Below are 19,692 nucleotides of genomic sequence, written 5' to 3' on the forward strand. Positions count from 1 at the left end.
GTGCGAGTACGAGCGAGGGCTCAGCCCTCCTTGATGAAGCCCTCCTCGACCAGCCAGTCCTTCGCCACCTCGTGCGGATCCTGGCCGTCCACATCCACCTTCGCGTTGAGCTCCTGTGCGATCGACGTGTTCAGCCGCTTGCTCAGCGGGTCCAGCAGACCGGCGATCTCCGGGTACTTCTCGTACGTCGAACTGTGGATCACCGGCGCCGCGTTGTAGTTCGGGAAGAAGTGCTTGTCGTCGGCGACCGTGTCCAGATCCATGGCCTTGATCCGGCCGTCCGTCGTGAACACCTCACCCACCAGGCAGGAGTCCGACTCCGACACCTGCGTGTAGATGATGCCGGCGTCCATCTTCTTCACGCTGGACGCGGGGATGTCCATCCCGTACGCCTTCACCATCCCCGGCAGCCCGTCGTCCCGCGACGCGAACTCGTTCTCCACACAGATCGTGACCGCGCCCGGATCCTTCTTCGACAGCTCGGCGACGTCCGACATCGTCTTGAGCTTGTACTTCTCGTTGTTCTTCTTGCTGATGCCCAGCGAGTACGTGTTGTTGAGCGTGGACTGCGGCAGCCAGGTCACGTCGTGCGAGCGGTCCTCGTCCCGTACGGCCGTCCACTGGTCGCCCGGGTCGACGATCGGCTTCGTGTTGCCCTGGTACGTGATCCAGGCCGTGCCCGTGTACTCGTACATCGCGTCCGCGTCGCCCTTGACGATCGCCTCGCGCGCGCTGATCGACCCCGGCAGATTCGTCCGGTCCACGACCTCCGCGCCCGCCGCCTTGAAGATCAGGCCGATCATCTGGCCGAGGATGATGTTCTCGCTGAAGTTCTTCGACGTGACCGTCAGCGAGGCGCCCTTGAGGGGTTCGCCCTGGCCGACCGAGCCCGGGACGACGTTGTCCACCATCGGGGACCCGCTCTTGAGGCCGCAGCCGCCGAGGGTGGCGGCGCTCAGCAGCAGCGCCACCCCGCCCGTCACGAGCCTGCGGTATCGCATGGTCGTCGTGCGCATCAGCGCTCCTCCAGTCCGCGCGGGGTGAGGACCACTTCGACCAGCGACGCCAGCCAGTCGATCAGCAGCGCCAGCGTCACCGTCAGCACCGAGCCCAGTATCAGGACCGGCATGCGCTGCGTCTGGATGCCCGAGGTGATCAGGTCACCGAGCCCGCCACCGCCGCCGAAGGTGGCCAGGGTCGCCGTGCCCACGTTGAGCACCAGCGCCGTCCGTACGCCCGCCAGGATCAGCGGTACGGCCAGCGGCAGTTCGACCCGGCTCAGCGTCCCGAGCGCGGACATCCCTATGCCGCGCGACGCCTCCACGAGCCGGGGGTCGATGGCCTTCAGACCCGCCACGGTGTTGGCGAGCACCGGCAGCACCGCGTAGATGACCATGCCGACGATCGCCGTCGACGGGCCGATGCCCAGCCAGATCACCAGCAGCGCCAGCAGCCCGATGGCCGGGGTCGCCTGACCGATGTTGGCCAGGGCGGTCACCGCCGGGGCCGCCTTGGACAGACCGCGCCGGGTCAGCGCGATGCCCAGCGGGATCGCGATGATCAGCACCCAGAAGGTGGAGATCGCGGTCAGTTCGATGTGCTGCCACAGGCGCAACTGCACATTGCCGCCGGCGAGCGAGTTCCGCGCGATCGAGTCGAGCGAGACATTCGTGATCCATACGAAGGTGAGCAGCAGGACGACCGCCACCACGGCGGGCACCGTCACCAGCTTGGCGACCGTGATCCGGCGCTTCGGGGCGGCGGGCGGCGCGACCGGCTCCGACTCCTCGTCGCGGAAGGCGTGTCCCTTGACGTCGTGCTCGCCCGGCGGGCGCTGTTTCTGAGCGGGAGCGGTCATACGTCGGCACCGCCGCCCGCCGGCTCGCGCCCGGTGCCGGACTCCTGAGCGCCCCGTGACTGCTGAGCGCCCCGTGGCTCCTGCCCGCCCCGCGAGTCCTGCCCGGACCGCTCCCGGCGCTGCTCCGCCAGCTCGTGCTGGTGCTCGAAGGCGGTGAGCCTGTCCGCCTCCAGCATCTCCTGCACGGACGTCATCAGCGTCTCCATGTCGACGACACCGATGTACTCGCCCCGTCTGCCGGTCACGGCCACCCGGCCGCCGCTGTCGGTCAGGACCGCCTCCAGCGCGTCGTGCAAGGTGGCGTCCCGCGTCACGGTGTCGTGGACGAGCTGGCCCGCGTTGGCGAGCGAGCCCTTGGCGCGCGACAGGTCGCCCCGGCGCAGCCATTTGTACGGGCGGTTCTTCCGGTCCAGCATCAGCAGCTCGTTGTGCGGGCCGCTGCTCAGCTTGTTGAAGATCGACTGGAGCGGGTCCTCGACCGTCACCGTCGGGAACTCGGCGATCTCCACCTCCCGTACGCGGGTGAGGTTGAGCCGCTTCAGCGCCGCCCCCGCGCCCACGAAGCCCGACACGAAGTCGTCGGCGGGGTTGGTGAGGATCGCCTCCGGGGTGTCGAACTGCGCGATGTGTGAACGCTCCCGCAGGACCGCGATGCGGTCGCCGAGCTTGATCGCCTCGTCGAAGTCGTGCGTCACGAACACGATCGTCTTGTGCAACTCGTGCTGGAGACGGATCAGTTCGTCCTGGAGATGGTCACGCGTGATCGGGTCGACGGCGCCGAACGGCTCGTCCATCAACAGCACCGGCGGATCGGCGGCGAGCGCCCGCGCCACCCCCACACGCTGCTGCTGGCCGCCCGACAACTGGCGCGGATAGCGGCCGTGGAACTCGCGCGGGTCGAGCCCGACGAGGTCGAGCATCTCCTCGACCCGGTCCTTCACCCTGGACTTGGACCAGCCGACCATCTTCGGTACGAGCGCGATGTTCTCGGCGACCGTCATGTGCGGGAAGAGACCGGACGACTGGATCGCGTAACCGATCTGCCGGCGCAGCTTCACCGGGTCCATGTCGGTGACGTCCTCGTCGTTGATCCTGATCCGCCCGGACGAGGGCTCGATCAGCCGGTTGATCATCTTGAGGGTGGTGGACTTACCGCAGCCGGACGGGCCGACGAGGATGACGGTCTCGCCCGCCTTGATCTCCATCGAGACGTTGTCCACGGCCGGGTTCGCACTGCCCGGATAGCGCTTGGTGAGGCCGTCGAGCTGGATGGTGGCGCCGCTCGTGGAGCCGGAGCCGGAGCCGGACCCCGATCCGGCGCCCCCCGCGGCGCCGTTCGGGACCACACTCACGGCGTCGGCCGTCTTCTGGTCAGCGGTCTCAGCGGTCTCAGACACGGATCCCCCTCGGGATGGTGAGTCGGCCGAGCAGCACATACGCGGCGTCGAAGAGCAGGGCGAGAATAACGATGCCGATCGTCCCGGCGAGCACCTGATTGATCGCGTTGGCGCTGCCCAGCGAGGCGATGCCACGGAAGATCTCGTTGCCGAGGCCGGGCCCCGACGCGTACGCGGCGATGGCGGCGATGCCCATCAGCATCTGGGTGGAGACCCGGATGCCGGTGAGGATCGGCGGCCAGGCGAGCGGCAGCTCGACCTTGAGCAGCCGGGCGGTACGTGACATCCCGATGCCCTTGGCGGCGTCCACCAGGTCCGGGTCCACACCGCGCAGTCCGACCACGGCGTTACGGACGATGGGCAGCAGCCCGTACAGCGTCAGGACGATCACCGTGGGCGCGACGCCGAGACCGACCAGCGGGATCAGCAGACCGATGGCCGCGAGAGACGGGATGGTCAGGATGGAGGCGGTGGACAGGATCGCCAGATTGCCGCCCCAGGGGCTGCGGTAGGTCAGTACGCCGATGACGACACCCAGGACGGTGGCGATCACCATGCACTGGAAGACGGCGCTGGCGTGCTGGAACGAGTCGGTGAGCAACTGCTGGTGGCGGTTGGCCAGATAGTCCCAGAAGTCCACGGCGCTCCTCTCGGTGGGTCGGAGTCGGTCGGTCGGCCGGGTCAGGCCGGTTCGGGTGGGTCGGATCGGCCGGGTCAGGCCGGTTCGGGTCCGTCGCCGTCGGTGTCCCGCGCGGCCTGTTCCACCAGCGGGATGATCCGCAGCGGAACGGGGTTCTCCATGACGATCGCCGTGGAGGCCCGCTGAATACCCGCGAAACCGACAACCCGGTCGATCACCCGTTGAAGATCGGCGTTCGAACGAGCGACGAGTCGGCAGAGCATATCCCCGGTTCCTGTCGTGGTATGCAGCTCAAGCACCTCTGGAACGTTGCTCAAATGTGTTCGAACATCCGAACCTTGTCCTTGCTTGATCTCCAGGGTTGCGAACGCCGTTACGGGGTAGCCGAGAGCGGCCGGATCGACGTCCGGACCGAAGCCCCGGATGACGCCGTTCGTCCGGAGGCGGTCCAGCCGGGCCTGTACGGTCCCGCGCGCCACCCCCAGCCGGCGCGACGCCTCCAGGACCCCGATACGCGGCTCCCGAGCCAGCAGGGCGATGAGTCTGCCGTCGAGCCCGTCGATTCCCATGGCGCCTCCTGAGGTGGTTCGCGGTGGTTATCCTGCTGGTCATCCTGTGCAGATGGTCCGGTCATCCTCACCCCTGGCTGTACAGACTGCCCAGCGAAAGCACGAACTGTTGCGCACCTTGCGGAACGGCGAGACGCTGCCCTCATGGCAGATACCTCGGTGAACCTCGATTCCGCCCCGTCCACCGCGCGCGACGCCGACCCCTTCCCCGTAAAGGGAATGGACGCCGTCGTCTTCGCCGTCGGCAACGCCAAGCAGGCGGCCCACTACTACTCGACGGCCTTCGGTATGCAACTGGTCGCCTACTCCGGCCCCGAGAACGGCAGCCGCGAGACCGCGAGCTACGTGCTCACGAACGGCTCGGCCCGCTTCGTCCTCACCTCCGTCATCAAGGCGTCCACCGAGTGGGGCCGCTTCCTTGTCGACCATGTCGCCGAGCACGGCGACGGTGTGATCGATCTCGCCATCGAGGTACCGGACGCCCGCGCCGCGTACGCCTACGCCACCGCGAACGGCGCCACCGGCCTCCAGGAGCCGTACGAGCTGAAGGACGAGAGCGGAACCGTCGTACTCGCGGCCATCGCCACGTACGGCAAGACCCGCCACACCCTGGTCGAGCGGACCGGCTACGACGGCCCGTATCTGCCCGGCTTCTCCGCCGCCGCTCCGATGGTCGCGCCCCCGCAGAAGCGCACCTTCCAGGCGATCGACCACTGTGTGGGCAACGTCGAGCTGGGCCGGATGAACGAGTGGGTGGCGTTCTACAACAAGGTCATGGGCTTCACGAACATGAAGGAGTTCGTGGGCGACGACATCGCCACCGAGTACTCCGCCCTCATGTCGAAGGTCGTGGCCGACGGCACCCTGAAGGTGAAGTTCCCGATCAACGAGCCGGCGATCGCGAAGAAGAAGTCGCAGATCGACGAGTATTTGGAGTTCTACGGCGGCGCGGGCGTCCAGCACATCGCGCTCGCGACGAACGACATCGTCAGCTCCGTCCGTACGATGCGGGCGGCCGGTGTCCAGTTCCTCGACACCCCCGACTCGTACTACGACACCCTCGGCGAGTGGGCGGGCGAGACCCGGGTGCCCGTGGAGACCCTGCGCGAGCTGAAGATCCTCGTGGACCGCGACGAGGACGGCTATCTGCTCCAGATCTTCACCAAGCCGGTCCAGGACCGGCCGACCGTGTTCTTCGAGATGATCGAGCGGCACGGTTCGATGGGCTTCGGCAAGGGCAACTTCAAGGCGCTGTTCGAGGCGATCGAGCGGGAGCAGGACAAGCGCGGCAATCTCTGAGGCGGCGGTACGCGGCCCCACCGGAGCTGATCCGTGGGGCCGCGTTCGTCCTCAATCGCCGGACGGGCTCATCTTCGCCGCCGCAGGGTCCAGCACGCGGGACAGGAACGACTTCGTACGGGCATGGCTGGGCGCGCCGATCACCCGCGCCGGGGGGCCTTCCTCCACGATCACCCCGCCGTCCATGAAGACGACCCGGTCGGCCACCTCCTTGGCGAAGCTCATCTCGTGCGTGACGACGAGCATCGTCATCCCCTCGTCCGCGAGGACACGCATCACCGCGAGCACGTCACCCACCAGCTCCGGGTCCAGCGCGGACGTCGGCTCGTCGAACAGCATGAGCTGCGGGTCCATCGCCAACGCCCGTGCGATCGCGACCCGTTGCTGCTGTCCGCCGGACAACTGGGCCGGATACGAAGCCTCCTTGTCGGTCAGACCGACGCGGGCCAGGCGTTCGCGCGCGATCCGAGCCGCCTGCGTCTTGTCGCGCCCCAGTACCCGGCGTTGAGGGAGCGTCAGATTCTGAAGCGCCGTCAGATGCGGGAAGAGGTTGAACGACTGGAAGACCATCCCGATGCCACGGCGCACCTTGTCGATGTCCACGTCCGGGTCGGTGACCTCGGCGCCGGCCACCATGACCGTGCCGGATGTCGGCTCCTCCAGCCGGTTCACACAGCGCAGCAGCGTCGACTTGCCGGAGCCCGACGGGCCGATGACACACACCACTTCACCGCGCGCCACCGTGAAGTCGATGCCGGCCAGGACCTCCAGCGTGCCGAACGACTTGTGCAGAGCGCGTACCTCGATCGCGGGCGCCTCGTCGCCCTGTTCCGCCTGTTCCGCCACCGCGCTCACCTCGCCCTTGCCGTACGCGCTTCGAGCCGCCGGACCAGATGGCCCAGCGGCAGGGTGATGACCAGATAGCAGAGACCGGCGATGAGGATCGGGGTGAGACTGCGATTCTGATTCAGGGCGTCCCGGCCGAACTTGGCCAGCTCGTACTGCGACAGGGACAGCCCCAGCAGATAGACCAGCGACGAGTCCTTCGTCAGCAGGATCAACTCGTTGGTCAGCGGCGGCAGTACGATCCGCAGGGCCTGCGGAATGACGATCGAGACCATCGCCCGCCCCTGCGACATACCGAGCGAACGCGCCGCCTCCGTCTGCCCCTTGGGCACGGCCTGGATTCCCGCCCGGATCGTCTCCGCCATGTAGGCGGCTCCGACCAGACCCAGTGCCAGCATCACGGTCACGTACTGGTTGAGCGCCACCTGGAAGGCGAGCGGCACACCGAAGCCGAGGGCGATGAAGACGAGCAGTGCCGGAATGCCGCGGAAGAACTCGATGTAGGCGACGGCCAGCCAGCGGTACGGCGGCACCTGCGACAGCCGCATCAGCGCGAGCAGCAGCCCCAGCGCCAGCCCGAACCCGAAGCCGAGCAGGGTGTAGATGACGGTGTTGACCAGTGCCGTGGTGATGATGTCGGGGAACTGCGCCTTTGCCACCTCGACATCGAAGAACGCTCGCTGGATCTCGCCCCAGTCGGCGGCCAGGGCGACGGCGAGAAGCACGGCGACCAGGACGGCGTACTGAACGCCACGTATGACGCGGGTCCGTTGTCGGCGGGTCATGGACATCGGTGGTGGTTCCTTAACTCTTGGGAGCGGCGGGGAACCACTTCTTGTAGATCTCGTCGTAACGGCCGTCCGACTTGGCCGCCTTGATGACCTTGTCGATCTCCGTGCGCAGCGCGTCGTTGCCGGTACGCACTCCGACGCCGTACTGCTCGCCCGTCTCGAACTCGGCGGTGACCTCGGTGTCCGGGTTCGTGCGCACGTACTCGAAGAGGACACCGTTGTCGTTGACGGCGGCGTCGACCTGGCCGGTCTTCACCGCCGTCAGCAGCAGCGCCAGGTCCTCGAACTGGACGGTCTCCACGTCCTTCCCGTTCTTCTTCGCGTACTCCTCACCCGTCGTGCCCTGCTGGACTCCCAGCTTCTTGCCCTTGAGAGCGGCCAGTGAGTCGTAGGAGGAGCCCTTCTTCGTGATCAGCGCCTGCGTGGCCTCGAAGTAGGGGGCGGAGAAGTCCAGATTCTCCTCACGTACGGGGGTGATCGTCATGCCGGCGGCGGCTACGTCGCACTTACGGGCGTTGAGGTCCTCGCCTGTCTGGATGCCCTCGAAAGGCGTGTCGACGATCTCCTGGGTGACCTTCAACTCCTTGGCGACCAGATCCACCAGATCCACGTCGAACCCGACGATCTTGTTGTCCTGGCGGGACTGGAAGGGCTCGTACGGCAGATGGGTACAGGTCGTGAGCTTGCCGGAGTTGACCAGCTCCAGCTTTGAGCCGTCGGACCCGGAGGACTCGGTGCTCGTACATCCCGTCATGGCGACGAGGGCGGCTGTGGTGGCTATGACGGGCAACACGATTCGCGTACGCGTGGACAAGACGCCTCCAGGGCGGGGGACGGACAACAGCCCACATGGTGTGTGAGTTGGGCCGATCTTGCCACCGGTGGTCAAGGATGTCTCCTCACCGGGGGCGGGGTTAACCAGGTCGTCACGGGGGCGTGACGGCGCGCGGCCGTACGGTGTGAATCACGCGATCGGTGTCGTCTGCGTGCAGTTCTTCCACTCCACCCACGGCCGCGCGCCGCCGTTCTTGGGGCCGGTGGCGTAGGTGGGGTCACCGGTGATGGTCTGGTTCTTCTCTTCGTGGGTGATGTCGATGCCGAAGAGTTTGAAGCCCGCGGTCACTTGGCCGGCGGAGATGCCGAAGCCGATGCCGAGTGAGGCGTTCCACCAGTCGGTGTTGGCGTTGTAGTCCAGGCGCGACAGCTTGCCCTTGTTGTAGAGCAGGCGCTCCAGCGGTCCGGCGTCGTCGCCGGGTGCTTCCGCCGCGTCCGAGGGGGTGGGCAGGGCGTCCGACGCGGGGAAGTCGCCCCGGCCGCGCAGCCAGTCCTCGACCAGTTTGCTGTCACCGTCGTTGTCGAGGACGACCTCGGCGGACTCGGTGTGAATCTTGGAGTTGATGGTGCCGCCACCGCCGCCGACATCGATCGTCACCGGCGTGCCGGGCACATTGGCCCCCGCCCCGACCTGCACACCGGCACCCTCGCCGTTCTCCTGGCTGGTGGTGATCACCAGCTTCTCCGGGCGGTGCTCCTTGCCGTCCTTCTCCTCCTGGTCGAACGTCTTCGCGTCGTAGGTGACGGCGACCTGCTGCATGCGGGTGGCCTTGCCCTGGGCGAGTTCGCCGCCCTTGGCGTCGACGCTGAAGGTGTAGATGAAGGTGATCTTCCCGGCGTCGGGGCCGGTGTTGGCGCGCATGACCACCACGTCCTCGGTCATCGTCCCGGTCCCGAACTCGCCCGAGATACTGCCGAGATCGGTCGGCTTGCCGTCCTTGTCCTTGCCGCCCTTGCCCTTCGTGAAGGACTTGCCGAAGCTCACTCCACCTGCCACCGAGGTGCTGGTCTTGGTGATGTCGACGTCCGGTGCCAACTCCGGTTCGAGAGCGGGCTTGTTGGAAGCCGCGCTCGACTGGCAGGCGCCCATGTTCGCCCCGGGGTTGTAGCCGCTCTGGTAGCGGCAACTGTCGTTCTGTTTGAGGTACGCGGCGAACTTCTTGGCGTCCGCGAGGTTCAGCTCCAGGTCCTTCTGCGGGTCGCCGGTCTTGTTTCCGTTGAACATCCACTGGCCGCCGCTGCCGCTGCCGTTCTTGTAACTGCCGCTCAGCGAGGCGCTGCCGCCCCAGTCCTTCAGACCGGGGATACCGGCCGAGATGCTGCCCTTCACGCCGATACTGCCTTCGCCGACGCGCTCCAGGGTGACGGTGCCGTCGGACCACTGCTGAAGCTTGACCGTCTCCGAGCCGCTGATCTCGATGAAAACGATGTCGACGACGACCGTGGTCTTGGTCTGATCCTGGGCGAGCAAACACTTGGCCGGCTGGAAGGGGTCGCCCGGCGGGGCGTCGGGTATGTCGCCGTCCCCGCCGCCGCCGTCGCCCTCGTCGCCATCGCCGCCTCCGCCGTCCCCGGAGTCGCAACTCTGGTCGCCGTCACCGGCGTTGACTATTCGGCACACCGCGTCCTTGAGCGCCACGGAGGTGTCGTCGGGAACGGTCAGCGCCAGGATCGCGCCGACGATCGCGGCGACGACACCTATCAGCGCGACGTACTCGACACCGCCCTGCCCTCTGTCGCGCCGCCGCCCCGATCCGCGTACGCACTGCGTGCCGTTCATCCGGACTCCTCGCCCAAGCCGTCAGCCATTTCCCCGAGCGAAATGGAGACTAAGGACGAGGGCAGGCCCAGACGCAGGGCCTCTGGGCCCAGTCGCGGGCCCACCGGAGGCGATTATTCAGTTGCGGGCGGCGGATGGTGTCGATACGGGCGCGGTATGCGTTGATACGGGCTCCGGCCGGGCCGGTGACGCGGACGGCCGCGCGGCCGGATCGGACGACACGGGCGCCGAAGGCGAGGCCGAAGCCGAGGCCGACGGCGCTGTGGGCTTCGGCGTCAGCGGCGTGTACTCGCCGTTCCCGTACATGTCCTTCGGACCACCGTCCGGCAGCTCACCCAACTCCTCCAGCGCCTCACGGGCCTTCGGCGCCAGCAGCGGCGAGAACCGCGGGTTCGTCCGCAGCGCCTCCTCCAGATGGCGGCGCGCCGGGCCGTCCATCCCCAGGGCGCGCTCGATCTCCCCCCGGTGGTACGCGAACAGCGCGCTCCGCATCCCCTGGTCCGTCGCCCTCTTCGCGTACGGCAGCGCCTTCTCCGCGTCGCCCGCCCGGTACAGCGCCCAGGCCAGCGCGTCGCACACCTGCATGCTCCGGTGACCGCGCCGCCACTGGGACTCCAGCCGCTCCACGGCCGCCGGCGGATCGCCGTGGTCGGTCTCGAAGCGGGCCAGCAGCAACTCCTCGTTCACGCCGTCGGCCGCCGCCCTCGCCGTACGGTCCCGCAGCACGTCGTACTGGCTCCGCGCGTCCCCGTCCAGCCCCAGCGAGTCGTACAACTCGCCCAGCTCCAGGGCGTATTCGGGCAGCGGGCGCTGCGCGAGCGCCGCCTGGTAGTCCTGGACGGCCTCGTCCGTCCGCTCCAGCGCCACCAGCACGCGCGCCCGGCCCGCCAGCGACGGATGGTGGTCCGACGCCGCCTTCAGCGCGGCGTCGTAGTGCTTCAACGCCTCCTTCGGCTCACCGCGCTCCCAGGCGAGCCCGCCCAGCGCGTGGAGCGCGGCGGCCTTCTCGACCGGCGTCCTGGCCTTCATCAGCACCTCGTCCGCCTTGGCCGCCGCGTCCTCGCGCCATCCCCGGTCGCGGTAGACCAGCGACGACACCGACAGCACCCGGGCGTCGGAGCGCAGCGCCCGGAGCTTGTCCAGGGCCTTGCCCGCCGCCACGTAGTCGCCGAGTCCGTTGTACGCCTCGATCAGGACCGGGTACGTCGTCCAGCGCGCCGGGTCCGCCTTGCGTACCGCCTCGCCCCACTTTCTGGCCGACGCGTAGTCGTGCCGCGCGTTGGCCAGCGACGCCAGGCCCGCCGTCGCCGCCGGGTTGCGCCGCTCACCCGGTGTGATGTCGAGCGAGCGCCGCAGCGCCCGTTCGGCCTTCGGGTAGTACGCCGTGTCCGCCCGCAGCCCGCCGCGCTCCACGTACGCCGCGCCCAGCACCGCCCAGGACCCCGCGTCCTTCGGGTTCTTCCGCAGCCAGGCCTCCCGGTCCCGGATCAGCGCCGCCACGTCCGGCAGCGCGGCGGGCGCGCCCGCGCCCACGGCGGCCCGTGCCCGTGCCTCCGGGCTCGGCGGCGGTGGCCCGTCGTCCGTGTCCGGTACGAACACAAGGACGCCCGCGACGAGGACCGCCCCCACACCTGTGGCCAGCGCGGCCCTTCGGATGTGCCTCATGTGCTGCCTGTTCAAGGGGTTCTTGGCGTTCATGTGATTACTGTGCGTCAATACGAAGACCACACCCGGCCTTGTGGTGTGGATCGCAGACGGGTTCACACCGATGGCCCCGGAGTGCCACGCTGGGATCATGGATGACCTCGCCGCCGCGCCCACCGCCTCCCCCGCCCCCGTAGCCACGGACGACCTCCTCGCGGAGTTGCGAGCCGGTCTGCCCGCCGAGGCCCTGATCACCGACCCGGACATCACGGCGTCCTACGCGAACGACATGGCGAGTTTCTGCGAGGCGGGCTCCCCGGCCGTGGTCGTACTGCCGCGCACCGTCGAGCAGGTCCAGCATGTGATGCGCACCGCGACCGCACTGCGCGTACCCGTGGTGCCGCAGGGCGCGCGTACGGGACTGTCCGGCGCCGCCAACGCCTCCGACGGCTGCGTCGTGCTGTCCCTCGTCAAGATGGACAAGATCCTTGAGATCAGCCCGGTCGACCGGATCGCGGTCGTCGAGCCCGGTGTCGTCAACGCGGTCCTCTCACGCGCTGTCGGCGAGCACGGGCTCTACTACCCGCCGGACCCCTCGAGCTGGGAGACCTGCACCATCGGGGGCAACATCGGCACCGCGTCCGGCGGACTGTGCTGCGTGAAGTACGGCGTCACCGCCGAGTACGTGCTCGGCCTGGACGTCGTCCTCGCCGACGGCCGGCTCCTGACCACCGGCCGCCGCACGGCCAAGGGCGTCGCCGGATACGACCTCACCCGGCTGTTCGTCGGCTCGGAGGGCAGCCTCGGCGTCGTCGTCAAGGCCGTCCTCGCGCTCAAGCCGGCACCACCCCAACAGCTCGTCCTGGCAGCCGAGTTCGCCTCCGCTGCCGCCGCCTGCGACGCCATCTGCCGCATCATGGAGGGCGGCCACACCCCGTCCCTGCTGGAGCTGATGGACCGCACCACCGTCCGGGCCGTCAACTCCCTGGCGAACATGGGCCTGCCCGAGACCACCGAGGCCCTGCTGCTCTGCGCCTTCGACACCGCCGACCCGGCGGCCGACCTCGCCGCCGTCGGCGAACTGTGTACGGCGGCCGGCGCCACCGAGGTCGTCCCCGCCGACGACCCCGCCGAGTCCGAAATGCTGCTCCAGGCACGGCGGTTGGCGCTCGTCGCGCTGGAGGCGGTCAAGGGCACCACCATGATCGACGACGTGTGCGTCCCGCGCTCCCGGCTCGCCGAGGTCCTTGAGGGCATCGACCGCATCGCCGAGAAGTACGGCCTGACGATCGGCGTCTGCGCCCACGCGGGCGACGGCAACACCCACCCCACGGTCTGCTTCGACGCCTCGGACCCGGACGAGTCCCGGCGCGCCCGCGAATCGTTCGACGAAATCATGGCGCTGGGGCTCGAGTTGGGCGGCACCATCACCGGGGAGCACGGTGTCGGCGTCCTGAAGAAGGAGTGGCTGGCCCGCGAACTGGGCCCGGTGGGCATGGAGTTGCAGCGCGGCATCAAGAAGACGTTCGACCCGCTGAACCTGCTGAACCCCGGAAAGCTGTTCTGAACCGCCGATGTGAGGACGCGCCGACCAACGGCGCCACTCGCGGCGGGTGTTCAGGACTCGCCCTCCGCCGACTCGTCGGACGGCCACGGGTCCCGCAGCCACAGATCGTCGGCCGGCATGGGGGCGAGCAACAGGGCGAGTCCCGCGTCGATCCCCAGCCGGTCCGTCTCGGTGCCCGGCGGCACCAGTCTCAGCGTCCGCTCCAGCCACGCCGACACCGCCCCCGAGGGCGCCTCCAGCAGCGCGTCGCCGTCGGGGGAGCTGAGCGCCACACACAGGACGGCGCGGCCGTCGGCCTTCGTGGGCCAGATCCGTACGTCACCGTGGCCGCACGGCCGGAACACCCCCTCGACCAGAAGTTCGCGCGCGAACGTCCAGTTGACGGGGGAGTCCGAGCTGATGTGGAAGGTGATGTGGACCGCGTACGGATCCGCCGTGCGGTAGGTCAGCCGGGCAGGGACAGGGACGCTGCGCTCGGGCGAGAGCACCAGATTCAGCTCCAGCTCGCGTTCCACCACGGTGTGCATATCAGGTGCTTCCCTTCCTCGTACGACGCCCGGGAGCGGGCCGTACCGATGGAGAGCGCCGACTCCCGCCGCCATTACGCGACTTCGGGCAAGAACTTGCTCCCACGACGTACCGTGACTCTTTCGTGACCGAATCGAGGTCCAAACGGCCGGATGGACACAGGGCCGTCCGGTGGTCTGATAGATGTGGACCCTTGAGTTGAGCCCATCGAAGAGATACGGGACCACGGTGATGAGCGCCCCGACCTCGGCAACCGGAGACGGCAGCCCTTCCCCCGGCTACTACCCGGACCCGTCCATCCCCGGCTATGTCCGGTACTGGAACGGCGGGTCCTGGGTACCCGGCACCAGCCGGCCGGCGCCGCAGGCCGGCGAGGCCATGCCGGAACCGCCCGCGGGGGTGCCCGCGGCGCCCCCCGCGACGACGGCCGGGCGGACCCCGGCCCCCGCGAACCCGGCGACCCCCGCGGTCGAGGAGACGGGGCCGATGTTCTTCGACGAGGACCCCGCCGAGGAGCCCCGTCAGGAACCGGCCTCCGTCTGGCAGGCGGACACCCGCCGGCAGAGCGGCTTCGGCGGCGAGCGTGACGCCCGGGTCTCCTGGGGCGACGGCCCGCCGGACGCGCGGGGCGCGCCGGAATCGGACGATGCCAGGGACCCCCGGTACGCGCGCGATTCGCGCGACCCCCGGGTGCCGGGCCAGGCGGCCGACCCGGTGGATCCCACGGGCGGCGCGCTGCCCGGCGTACGGGCCCTGGGACCGGGCGCCGGGACGGGCCAGGGTGACGGCGACTCAGCCCCCGAGGGCACGGCCGTGATCCGCCTGCCGCGTCCCGGACGCGGCGGCCAGGGTCGTACGGACGAGGGCCCGGCGCCCGCACCGCGAGGCGGCGAGGCGCCGACCGACGGCACCGTAACCATCCGCCCGGTCGGTCCCGCCGGCCCGACCGGCGGCGTCGCGCGCGGCGAGCAGGCCACGGGCCGGACAGGGCAGACCGAGGGCACCATGGCCATCCGCGCCATGCGGCCCCGCCCCGGCGGCCCGGCACCCGTCCCGCCGCAGCCCCAGGCACCTCAACAACCCCACACCCCGCAGCAGCCACACACTCCGCAGCAACCCGACCCGCTCCAGTCCCGCTCCATGCAGCCCCCCGCCACCCCCGGCCCGCTCGCACCCGGCCCCGGCGGCGGCTCCGCCTCCTGGCCGCAGCAGGTGCACCAGCTCGCGCAGTCACCGGCCACCCAGTCCGCCGGTCCCGGCCCCGGTCCCGGCCCCGCCGTCGACCCCGCCACCGGCCTGCCGGTCCTGCCGTGGAAGCCACCGGTCAACGACCCGTTCCTGCAAGCCGCCCAGACCCAGGCGTCGGCCCGCCCCGCCCCGCTCGGCAAGCGGTTCGCCGCCCGGCTGATCGACACCGTCGTCCTGCTGGGGATCGTCGGGGCCGTCTCCGTACCTCTGCTGTCCAAGGCGCTCGCGCACATCGACGACAAGGTCGAGGCGGCGAAGCAGACCGGCGAGACCGTCACGGTCTGGCTGATCGACGGCACCACGGCCGGCTACTTCGGCGGGGTGCTCGCCGCGCTGCTGGTCATCGGCGTGCTGTACGAGGCGCTGCCGACCGCCAAGTGGGGCCGCACACTCGGCAAGAAGCTGTTCGGTCTCCAGGTGCGCGGCATCGAGTCGTTCGAGGCCCCGTCCTTCGGCTCGGCACTGCGCCGCTGGCTGGTGTACGGAGTGCTCGGGGTGCTCGTCATCGGCGTACTGAACGTGCTGTGGTGCGTCTTCGACCGGCCGTGGCGGCAGTGCTGGCACGACAAGGCGGCGCACACCTTCGTCGCGGGGTGAGGCGCGGGGTGAGGCGCGGGGTGAGGGGCGCGGGGTGACGCGGGGTCATCCGCCGGGTGGCGGCGGCTCGTCCGAACGGCGGGTGAGCCGTTGCGGCTACCCGCACGGCGCGGTGCACTGCCCCCATGAGCAACGATCAGCCGCCGCCCGGTCAGCCGCCTGACGACGACCCGTTCCGCAAGCAGCCGCCGCCCGACGGGCCGCCGCCGGGCGGCGGCCCACCCCCGGGCAGCGGTACGCCGGGCGGCCCGCCGCCTCGTTACGGTGACCCGTACGGCGGTTCCAACCCGCCCCCGCCGGGTGACCCGTACGGCGGTTCCAACCCACCCCCGCCGGGTGACCCGTACGGCGGATCCGGGCCACCACCCCCCGGCGATCCGTACGGCGGAAACGATCCGCTGCGCGGGATGCCGCCGCTCGCGGCCATGGGCAAGCGCATCCTGGCGCGCATCGTCGACTGGATCATCGTCGCGATCCCGCTCGCGCTCATCAGCATCCCGTTCAACGTCTACCACCGCTGGTCGGACAGCTCCGACAACTGGGACGACGCGGTCAACGGTGTCAACGGCGGCGGGCAGTGGGTCTTCCGGCTCATCACCATCGTCGCGTATGTCGGCTATGACGCGGTGATGACGCAGTGGGGCGGCCAGACCCTCGGCAAAAGGTTGTTCAAGATCCGCGTCGCCATGCTCAACGACGGACGGGTGCCCGACTCCCGGACCTCGCTCCTGCGGGCACTCGTGCTCTGGGTGCCCGCACTCGTCTGCTGCGCCTGCTTCTGGCCGCTGCTGATCCTGATTCTGATCCTGCTCGACCGGCCCTATCGGCAGGGTCTGCACGACAAGGCGGCGAAGACCGTGGTGGTGTCAGCGGCGCAATGACGCCGGAATCCGGGCCTCCGCGGCGGACGGCGACCCGACGGCAGGACCCGAGGCAGTGGTGACGGAGGTAGCGGCGTGACTCGTACGGCTCGTACGGACCGGGCGTGCGGCGGTGGAAATCCGTGGCCGCACCGCCTTGAGCGACACCACAAGGCCGAGACAGAGGGAGACGAGCGCGATCACCGCGATGCCGACGGCCGACGTGATGCCGGAGAGCAGCAGCATCGCGAGGGTGGCGAGGACGACGGTGGCGGAACCGTAGGCAAGCTGTGCGGCAGTCGGACGCGGCATGGCTGTATCCGTCCCTCAGGGCAATCGGGAGTGATTTCGGGGGTGTTGAGGATGTCTCGCGTGTCTGCGCGAAGTCGCTCTGTCAAACGACCCTACGACGGTGAATGCCCGGCAGGAACCGACAGTAAGCGTGACCTAACCCACGAGGCCGGAGCATGGGGGGCGCACGGAGTCACGCGCCCCCGCTGTATGACACCTTGGTGCGCCCGCTGTCCGGCCCCCCACTGTCCGCATACCGGAACTCGACTTGTGCATAGTGCACTTGGCCTGCGCAAGTCAAGGACTGTCTTTTCTTCTTCAACTCCGGTCGAATGTCGTCACTTGTGACGCGCACCCCGCGCGCGGATCCCCACACAGCAGGTCCGCGGACTCCGGGTGCGGGGAGAGGAAACGTCAAGTGACCATCAATCGACGGGCGATCAGAGCCTCCGCGGTGTTCGTGGCCCTCGCCACGGCAGCCGCGACGGCGTCCACGCTCGCCCCGGCGCAGGCCGAGGGCAACACCACAGCGAGTCCGGCGAGCATCGAGCGCCGTGATCCGGCGCCGCAGAAGGGCGACGTCGAGCACGACCTCGAAGGCCCCTTCAGCAAGCAGCAGGAGCAGCAGCGCAAGGCCGCCCTGGAGCAGGTCCTGGCCGGCGACGCCGAGATCCAGAACCGCGGCGGCTCCCAGGTCGTGAAGCTCGACAACAAGAAGTACGTCGAGCTGGGCCGGGAGAAGACCGACAAGATCTTCACGATCCTGGTGGAGTTCGGCGACGAGGTCGACAACACCACCCAGTACGACCCGGACGGCGCGGACGGCCCCGAGGCCCCCATCACGAAGTACGGCGGCGAGCCCGGCCCGCAGCACAACGAGATAGCCGAGCCCGACCGGACGGTGGACAACTCCACCGCCTGGCAGGCCGACTACAACCAGGCGCACTTCCAGGACCTCTACTTCGGCGAGGGCACCGACGCCAAGGGCCAGCCGAAGGAGTCGCTGAAGACCTACTACGAGAAGACCTCCTCCGGCCGCTACTCGGTCGACGGTGAGGTCTCCGACTGGGTCAAGGTCCAGTACAACGAGGCCCGTTACGGCTCCAACTACTGCGGCGACTCCAACTGCGCCAACGTCTGGGACGCCGTACGCGACGGCACCGCCGCCTGGGCCGCCGACCAGAAGGCCAAGGGCCGTACGGACGCGCAGATCAAGGCCGACCTCGCGAGCTACGACGAGTGGGACCGTTACGACTTCGACGCCGACGGCAACTTCAACGAGCCCGACGGCTACATCGACCACTTCCAGATCGTCCACGCGGGCGAGGACGAGTCGGCCGGCGGCGGCGCCGAGGGCGAGAACGCCCTGTGGGCGCACCGCTGGTACGCGTACGGCACCGACGCCGGCAAGACGGGCCCCGCGGACAACAAGTCCGGCGGCACGCAGATCGGTGACACCGGCATCTGGGTCGGCGACTACACGATGCAGCCGGAGAACGGCGGACTCGGCGTCTTCGCCCACGAGTACGGCCACGACCTCGGTCTGCCCGACCTGTACGACACGTCGGGCGGCGAGAACTCCACCGGCTACTGGACCCTGATGTCCGCCGGCTCCTGGCTCGGCCGGGGCAAGGGCGAGATCGGCGACCTGCCGGGCGACATGACCGCCTGGGACAAGCTCCAGTTGGGCTGGCTCGACTACGACGAGGCCAAGGCCGCGACGGCGTCGACCCACAAGCTGGGCGTGTCGGCGTACAACACGAAGAACCCGCAGGCGCTCGTCGTAGAGCTGCCGAAGAAGCCGGTCACCACGACTGTCGTGAAGCCCGCCGAGGGCTCCAAACAGTGGTGGAGCGACATGGGCGACGACCTCAAGAACACCCTGACCCGGTCCGTCGACCTCACCGGCAAGTCCAAGGCGTCGCTGGAACTGGACGGCTGGTGGGACATCGAGGCCAACTACGACTACCTGTACGCCGAGGTGTCGCAGGACGGCGGCGCCAACTGGACCCCGGTCGACGGCACCGCCGACGGCAAGGCCATCACGCGCGACGCGGGCGACAAGCCGGCCCTGACCGGTGTCTCCGGCGCCCACAAGAAGCTCGTGTACTCGCTGGACGCGTACGCGGGCGGCAAGGTCGACGTCCGCTTCCGCTACCAGACGGACGGCGGCGCGGGCGGCAAGGGCTTCACGGCCGACACGATCAGTGTCGTCGCCGACGGCGCCCCGCTGTTCACCGACAACGCCGAGGCGGACGACGCGGGCTGGACCGCGAAGGGCTTCTCGCGCGTCGGTGAGTCCTTCACCAAGGACTACGAGCAGTTCTACATCGCGGAGAACCGGCAGTACGTCAGCTACGACAAGACCCTCAAGTCGGGCCCGTACAACTTCGGCTTCAAGGCGCCGAAGGACGGCTGGGTCGAGCACTACGCGTACCAGAACGGCCTCATGATCTGGCTCTGGGACACCTCGCAGAAGGACAACAACACCAGGGTCCACCCCGGCAAGGGTCTGATCCTGCCGGTCGACGCCCACGCCAAGCCCCTGAAGTGGGCCGACGGCACGCTGATGCGCAACAAGATCCAGACGTTCGACTCGTCGTTCAGCCTGTACCCGACCGACTCGTTCCAGTTGCACAAGGCCGACACGGCGCAGCGGATCCGTACGCAGCCGGGCACCTCGGTCTTCGACGACCGCAAGGGCACCTACTGGTACCCGGAGAACCCGACCGGTGGTGTCGACGTTCCTGACACCAACACCAAGATCTCCATCGTGAAGGAGCCGCGCGACGGCTCCACGATCACGCTGAAGGTGGACCGCTCGACCAAGTAAAGGACATCGTCGCAGGTCAAGCCATGATCGGCCGTCGCCCCCTAGCGGGGCGGCGGCCGATCGTGTTTAGGTGCGTCCTACCGACTCTTATTGACACGACGTCTTACGGG

The 19,692-nt window shown here is 69.0% G+C and carries 17 protein-coding genes; 5 read left to right on the plus strand and 12 right to left on the minus strand.

Going from position 1 to position 19,692, the window contains the following annotated elements; genetic code table 11:
• Positions 1-20 precede the first annotated feature (20 nt).
• From OG329_RS27555 to OG329_RS27575, 5 genes are all read right to left on the minus strand, one after another.
• A complete protein-coding gene (locus OG329_RS27555; protein WP_405802048.1) occupies positions 21-1,001 on the minus strand; it encodes a glycine betaine ABC transporter substrate-binding protein in 981 nt (326 codons plus the stop codon).
• A gap of 14 nt (positions 1,002-1,015) precedes the next feature.
• Complete coding sequence (locus tag OG329_RS27560; protein ID WP_405798954.1) at positions 1,016-1,858, minus strand: ABC transporter permease; 843 nt, start codon at positions 1,856-1,858, stop codon at positions 1,016-1,018.
• A complete protein-coding gene (locus OG329_RS27565; RefSeq protein ID WP_405802050.1) occupies positions 1,855-3,204 on the minus strand; it encodes a betaine/proline/choline family ABC transporter ATP-binding protein in 1,350 nt (449 codons plus the stop codon). Before OG329_RS27565 ends, OG329_RS27560 begins: the two co-directional genes overlap by 4 nt.
• A 43-nt stretch (positions 3,205-3,247) precedes the next feature.
• Entirely contained in the window at positions 3,248-3,895 is a 648-nt protein-coding gene (locus tag OG329_RS27570) for an ABC transporter permease (RefSeq protein ID WP_383643924.1), read from the minus strand.
• Between the two features lie 74 nt (positions 3,896-3,969).
• A complete protein-coding gene (locus tag OG329_RS27575; protein ID WP_405798955.1) occupies positions 3,970-4,464 on the minus strand; it encodes an Lrp/AsnC family transcriptional regulator in 495 nt (164 codons plus the stop codon).
• A gap of 144 nt (positions 4,465-4,608) precedes the next feature.
• Between OG329_RS27575 and hppD the strand changes: the two genes are divergently transcribed.
• Complete coding sequence (gene hppD / locus OG329_RS27580; protein ID WP_405798957.1) at positions 4,609-5,763, plus strand: 4-hydroxyphenylpyruvate dioxygenase; 1,155 nt, start codon at positions 4,609-4,611, stop codon at positions 5,761-5,763.
• Positions 5,764-5,814: 51 nt separating this feature from the next.
• On the opposite strand, the gene OG329_RS27585 is transcribed toward hppD, so the two are convergent.
• The 5 genes from OG329_RS27585 to OG329_RS27605 all read right to left on the minus strand — a co-directional run bounded on the left by OG329_RS27585 (position 5,815) and on the right by OG329_RS27605 (position 11,712).
• Positions 5,815-6,609, minus strand: a complete 795-nt coding sequence (locus OG329_RS27585) for an amino acid ABC transporter ATP-binding protein (RefSeq protein WP_405798959.1) — start codon at positions 6,607-6,609, stop codon at positions 5,815-5,817.
• Between the two features lie 5 nt (positions 6,610-6,614).
• Positions 6,615-7,400 (minus strand): amino acid ABC transporter permease, encoded by a 786-nt coding sequence (locus OG329_RS27590; RefSeq protein WP_405798961.1) that lies wholly within the window; start codon positions 7,398-7,400, stop codon positions 6,615-6,617.
• Between the two features lie 13 nt (positions 7,401-7,413).
• A complete protein-coding gene (locus tag OG329_RS27595; RefSeq protein ID WP_405802052.1) occupies positions 7,414-8,154 on the minus strand; it encodes an ABC transporter substrate-binding protein in 741 nt (246 codons plus the stop codon).
• 210 nt (positions 8,155-8,364) lie between these two features.
• The gene (locus tag OG329_RS27600) at positions 8,365-10,014 is read right to left on the minus strand and encodes a hypothetical protein (RefSeq protein WP_405798962.1); all 1,650 of its coding nucleotides are present in this window, start codon (positions 10,012-10,014) and stop codon (positions 8,365-8,367) included.
• Between the two features lie 117 nt (positions 10,015-10,131).
• Positions 10,132-11,712, minus strand: a complete 1,581-nt coding sequence (locus tag OG329_RS27605; RefSeq protein ID WP_405798963.1) for a tetratricopeptide repeat protein — start codon at positions 11,710-11,712, stop codon at positions 10,132-10,134.
• Positions 11,713-11,809: 97 nt separating this feature from the next.
• On the opposite strand from OG329_RS27605, the gene OG329_RS27610 reads away from it, so the two are divergent.
• Positions 11,810-13,225 (plus strand): FAD-binding oxidoreductase, encoded by a 1,416-nt coding sequence (locus OG329_RS27610; protein ID WP_405798965.1) that lies wholly within the window; start codon positions 11,810-11,812, stop codon positions 13,223-13,225.
• A gap of 50 nt (positions 13,226-13,275) precedes the next feature.
• Here OG329_RS27610 and OG329_RS27615 read toward each other — a convergent pair whose 3' ends face one another.
• Positions 13,276-13,752 carry an SsgA family sporulation/cell division regulator gene (locus tag OG329_RS27615; protein WP_405798966.1) on the minus strand — a complete coding sequence of 159 codons (477 nt, stop codon included), beginning with the start codon at positions 13,750-13,752 and terminating at the stop codon, positions 13,276-13,278.
• A 232-nt stretch (positions 13,753-13,984) separates the two neighbouring features.
• On the opposite strand from OG329_RS27615, the gene OG329_RS27620 reads away from it, so the two are divergent.
• Positions 13,985-15,598, plus strand: coding sequence for an RDD family protein (locus OG329_RS27620; protein WP_405798968.1), 1,614 nt, complete (start codon positions 13,985-13,987; stop codon positions 15,596-15,598).
• A 125-nt stretch (positions 15,599-15,723) separates the two neighbouring features.
• Complete coding sequence (locus OG329_RS27625) at positions 15,724-16,479, plus strand: RDD family protein (protein ID WP_405798970.1); 756 nt, start codon at positions 15,724-15,726, stop codon at positions 16,477-16,479.
• Here the strand turns inward: OG329_RS27625 and OG329_RS27630 are convergent.
• The gene (locus OG329_RS27630; protein WP_405798971.1) at positions 16,465-16,770 is read right to left on the minus strand and encodes a hypothetical protein; all 306 of its coding nucleotides are present in this window, start codon (positions 16,768-16,770) and stop codon (positions 16,465-16,467) included. The genes OG329_RS27625 and OG329_RS27630 overlap by 15 nt on opposite strands.
• Positions 16,771-17,167: 397 nt before the next feature.
• On the opposite strand from OG329_RS27630, the gene OG329_RS27635 reads away from it, so the two are divergent.
• The gene (locus tag OG329_RS27635) at positions 17,168-19,582 is read left to right on the plus strand and encodes an immune inhibitor A domain-containing protein (protein WP_405798973.1); all 2,415 of its coding nucleotides are present in this window, start codon (positions 17,168-17,170) and stop codon (positions 19,580-19,582) included.
• The last annotated feature ends 110 nt before the right edge of the window (positions 19,583-19,692 follow it).

It is taken from the genome of Streptomyces sp. NBC_01506, from assembly GCF_045040295.1.
In the GTDB taxonomy this organism is placed as follows: Bacteria; Actinomycetota; Actinomycetes; order Streptomycetales; family Streptomycetaceae; genus Streptomyces.

Excerpts from the sequence above, each read along its gene's own strand:
- OG329_RS27625 (WP_405798970.1), top strand. The coding sequence starts at position 15,724 with ATGAGCAACGATCAGCCGCCGCCCGGTCAGCCGCCTGACGACGACCCG.
- OG329_RS27620 (WP_405798968.1), top strand. The coding sequence starts at position 13,985 with ATGAGCGCCCCGACCTCGGCAACCGGAGACGGCAGCCCTTCCCCCGGC.
- OG329_RS27630 (WP_405798971.1), bottom strand. The coding sequence starts at position 16,770 with ATGCCGCGTCCGACTGCCGCACAGCTTGCCTACGGTTCCGCCACCGTC.
- OG329_RS27555 (WP_405802048.1), bottom strand. The coding sequence starts at position 1,001 with ATGCGATACCGCAGGCTCGTGACGGGCGGGGTGGCGCTGCTGCTGAGC.
- OG329_RS27590 (WP_405798961.1), bottom strand. The coding sequence starts at position 7,400 with ATGTCCATGACCCGCCGACAACGGACCCGCGTCATACGTGGCGTTCAG.
- OG329_RS27575 (WP_405798955.1), bottom strand. The coding sequence starts at position 4,464 with ATGGGAATCGACGGGCTCGACGGCAGACTCATCGCCCTGCTGGCTCGG.
- hppD (WP_405798957.1), top strand. The coding sequence starts at position 4,609 with ATGGCAGATACCTCGGTGAACCTCGATTCCGCCCCGTCCACCGCGCGC.
- OG329_RS27595 (WP_405802052.1), bottom strand. The coding sequence starts at position 8,154 with ATGACGGGATGTACGAGCACCGAGTCCTCCGGGTCCGACGGCTCAAAG.
- OG329_RS27605 (WP_405798963.1), bottom strand. The coding sequence starts at position 11,712 with ATGAACGCCAAGAACCCCTTGAACAGGCAGCACATGAGGCACATCCGA.
- OG329_RS27560 (WP_405798954.1), bottom strand. The coding sequence starts at position 1,858 with ATGACCGCTCCCGCTCAGAAACAGCGCCCGCCGGGCGAGCACGACGTC.
- OG329_RS27615 (WP_405798966.1), bottom strand. The coding sequence starts at position 13,752 with ATGCACACCGTGGTGGAACGCGAGCTGGAGCTGAATCTGGTGCTCTCG.
- OG329_RS27610 (WP_405798965.1), top strand. The coding sequence starts at position 11,810 with ATGGATGACCTCGCCGCCGCGCCCACCGCCTCCCCCGCCCCCGTAGCC.
- OG329_RS27600 (WP_405798962.1), bottom strand. The coding sequence starts at position 10,014 with ATGAACGGCACGCAGTGCGTACGCGGATCGGGGCGGCGGCGCGACAGA.